This window comes from Myxococcus sp. CA039A (assembly GCF_013336645.1).
Taxonomy (GTDB): Bacteria; Myxococcota; Myxococcia; order Myxococcales; family Myxococcaceae; genus Myxococcus; species Myxococcus llanfairpwllgwyngyllgogerychwyrndrobwllllantysiliogogogochensis.
The window spans coordinates 1-3,091 of the sequence record NZ_JABUMQ010000579.1; the positions used below are offsets into that span (position 1 = coordinate 1).

General features: G+C 70.1%; 3 protein-coding genes. 1 reads left to right on the forward strand and 2 read right to left on the reverse strand.

The annotated features are described in order from the left end of the window. On the reverse strand, positions 1-1,028 hold a 1,028-nt coding region (locus HR086_RS45935; RefSeq protein ID WP_174468816.1), incomplete at its 3' end, for a ComEC/Rec2 family competence protein. Then, complete coding sequence (locus tag HR086_RS45940; protein WP_373564450.1) at positions 1,025-2,131, reverse strand: ComEC/Rec2 family competence protein; 1,107 nt, start codon at positions 2,129-2,131, stop codon at positions 1,025-1,027. The genes HR086_RS45935 and HR086_RS45940, both read right to left, overlap by 4 nt. Here HR086_RS45940 and HR086_RS45945 point away from each other — a divergent pair. After that, positions 2,076-3,091: AMP-binding protein (locus HR086_RS45945; protein ID WP_254626754.1), on the forward strand; the 1,016-nt coding region annotated here is incomplete at its 3' end. The genes HR086_RS45940 and HR086_RS45945 overlap by 56 nt on opposite strands.

A 3,091-nucleotide genomic window follows, 5' to 3' on the forward strand; every position in this document is an offset into this window, starting at 1 on the left:
GCCTTCTTCTCGGGCAGGGGCTTGCCCGCCCAGAAGTCCGGCTCCGGCGTGGGGCCCTGACCCGGGTGCGTGTAGCGCGTGTCGCTGGGGCTTCCCTGCGGCAGTCGCTCGGGCGTGACGACCAGTGACTTGCCGTCGCTGACCACCTGCACCTCGCCATCCACGTCGGTGCGGAACACCTGGACGTGCGCGGCCTTCAAGCGCTCCAACGTGGCGGCGGCGGGTGCCTTGAATGGATTGTCGGCGCCCACGGAGATGACCGCGGCGCGGGCGCCCACGCGGGCGAGGAAGGGCGCGGTGGTGGCGCCCGCGAGCCCGTGAGCCCCCACCTTGATCAGCGTGGACTGGATGGGGACCTCTCGCGCGAGCAGGTACTCCTCCGTCTGCGCGAGGGCGTCACCGGCGAAGAGCACCGACGTCTCGCCGTAGGAGAGCCGCATGACGATGGAGTTGATCTCCAGCGTGGCTTCGGACGCCTCCAGGAGCGGCTCGCTGGGGGCTCGGGGCCAGAGGATGGTCAGCGACACGCCGTCCCCCAGGTTGATGCGCTGGGGGGCATTGGGCGTGGACGTCGGCGGCGCGGGCGAGACGACCTGGATGCGGCGCCCGCTGATGGAGGTGAGCAGGGCGTCGTACTCGCGCGGCGCCGAGGGCAATTGCGGCTCCATCAACTGTCGCGCGCCCACGCGCCGCAGCACCGGGTCCAGCGCTCCGTGATGGTCGTTGTGCGGGTGGGTGAGGATGACCAGGTCCAACTGCTTGACGAGCAGCTCCGGGAGGCGGTTCACCAGGTGGCCCGCGGCCTTCTCCGGGCCCGAGTCCACCAGCACGGTGTTTCCCGTGGGGGAGACGATGAGCGCGGCGTCTCCCTGGCCCACGTCGAAGAAGTAGACGTGCAGCTTCCCGTCGGGGGCGTTGCCGAAGTAGCGCTTGGCCTCCGTGGCACGCGTGGCGGACGGGTCCGGCGATTCCTTGCAGGCCGCCAGGGCCAGCAGGGTCCCCAGCAGGGCGAGATGGCGCGGGCTCATGGGTGACAATCCTCGGCGGGGCGACGCTCGCGCAGGGCGGCTTCGCGGTTCAGGAAGAGCGTGCGTTCAGACTTGGAACGCTTCAGCGTGGAGCACGTCTCGCGGTGGAACACCTTGCTGCCCTTGAGCCCCACGTAGGGGCCTTGTCCCTCGGTGTTCGCGGGCGTCGAGCCTCGCTCACCGGGTGCGGTTCCAGGTGAAGGGACTTTCACCTCGTCTCGCGGTTCGACGGTGCCGCGCCCCGGCCGGGAGTGGCCAGGCACGACGGGTCCGAGCGCGATGGGGCCCGGGGTGATTCCGCCCGGAACGACGAGCAGCGCGCCGGTGCCTCCGTTTGCCCGCAGCGTGACGGTATGGCCGTCGCTGGCGGCGACCACTTCACCATCCCGGTCCGTGCGCAGCACGTGCGCGCCGACGGCGTCGAGCCGCTCCAGCGTCTCTCGCGCGGGATGGCCGTAGTCGTTCTTGGCGCCACAGGAGATGACGGCGGCCTGGGGCTTCGCCGCGGCGAGGAACGCGGCCGTGGAGGAGTGCCGTCCGCCATGGTGGGCGACCTTCAGCACGGTGGTGGTGAGGTCCAGGGGGCGCTGGAGCAGGGCGGCCTCGGTGTCCGGCTCCGCGTCGCCGACGAGCAGGAAGGCCGTCCTCCCGTACGTCAGCTTGGCGACGATGGAGTTGGAGTTGGCGTCCGAGCGCGTTCCCACGAGGAAGGGCTCCTTCGGCGCGCGCGGCCATAGCACGGTGAGCGAGACGCCCTCACCCAGGCCGATGGTGAGCAGTGAGTCCGGCGTGGCGGGATTGGGCTCCGGGTTCATCACCTGGCCCACCGACTCGCCGACGAAGCCGAGCAAATCCCGGTACGCCTCGCTGGGGTGGTTGAAGCCCGGGTCCATGAAGCGCCGGGCGCCGACGGCGCGCAGCGCGTCCGTGAGTCCGCCCAGGTGGTCCAGGTGCGGGTGGGTGAGGATGACCAGGTCCAGCGGCCCCGTCACCAGGGTGCGCAGGCGGGCGGCGAGTCGTTCCCGGGCTTCGGGAGGGCCGCCGTCGATGAGGACCGTCTTGCCCGTGGGGGAGATGACGAGCGCGGCGTCGCCCTGGCCCACGTCGAAGAAGTGGACCGTGAGCGGCCTGGTGTCGGTGCTGGGAGTGGTGAAGGCGGGAGGGGCGTACGTGCCGCTGGAGGCAGGAGTGCCGGCGGAGCGGTTGAGGTGGATGAAGAGGGAAGCGGGAGTGGCGGTGGTGGTGGGGACGGACGCGCAGGTGGAGGAAGTGGCGGAGAGCGCGGACGTGGTGGTGAGCGTGGACGGAGAGGGCTCCACGATTGCGCGCCAGCCGCGAAGCAACCCGAGTCTCCGAGGCAGCGGAGGCAACCTGGCGTATGTGATGTACACGTCGGGAAGCACGGGGACGCCGAAGGGCGTGGGAGTGCCGCAGAGGGCAGTGGCAAGGCTGGTGCTGGGAGCCAGCTACGCGCGCTTCGGCGCGGATGAAGTGTGGTTGCAACTGGCGCCCGTGTCGTTCGACGCGTCGACGTTGGAGGTATGGGGCGCGTTGCTGCACGGGGCGAAGTTGGTGGTGTACCCGGCGAAGGAAGTGTCGCTGGAGGAAGTGGGCCGCGAGCTGACGAAGAGTGGAGTGACGTCGTTGTGGCTGACGGCGGCGCTCTTCGAGCAGATGCAGGCGTATCAGCCGGAAGCGCTGAAGGGCGTGCGTCAGGTGCTGGCGGGAGGAGACGTGCTGCCGGCGCAGCGAGTCCGAGAGCGACTGCGGCAGGGAGGCACGCTCATCAACGGGTATGGGCCGACGGAGAACACGACCTTCACGACGGCGTACCGGATGGAGGGAGAGGCCGCGGCAGGAGCGCGAGGCATTCCGATTGGGAAGCCCGTGGAAGGCACAGAGGTGTACGTGCTGGACGCGCGAATGAATCCGGTGGCGGTGGGAGTGCCGGGAGAGCTGTACGCGGGAGGAGAGGGGCTGGCGCAGGGATACGTGGGGCGTCCCGACTGGACAGCGGAGCGCTTCGTGCCAAGCCCATTTGGAGAAGGCGAGCGGCTGTACCG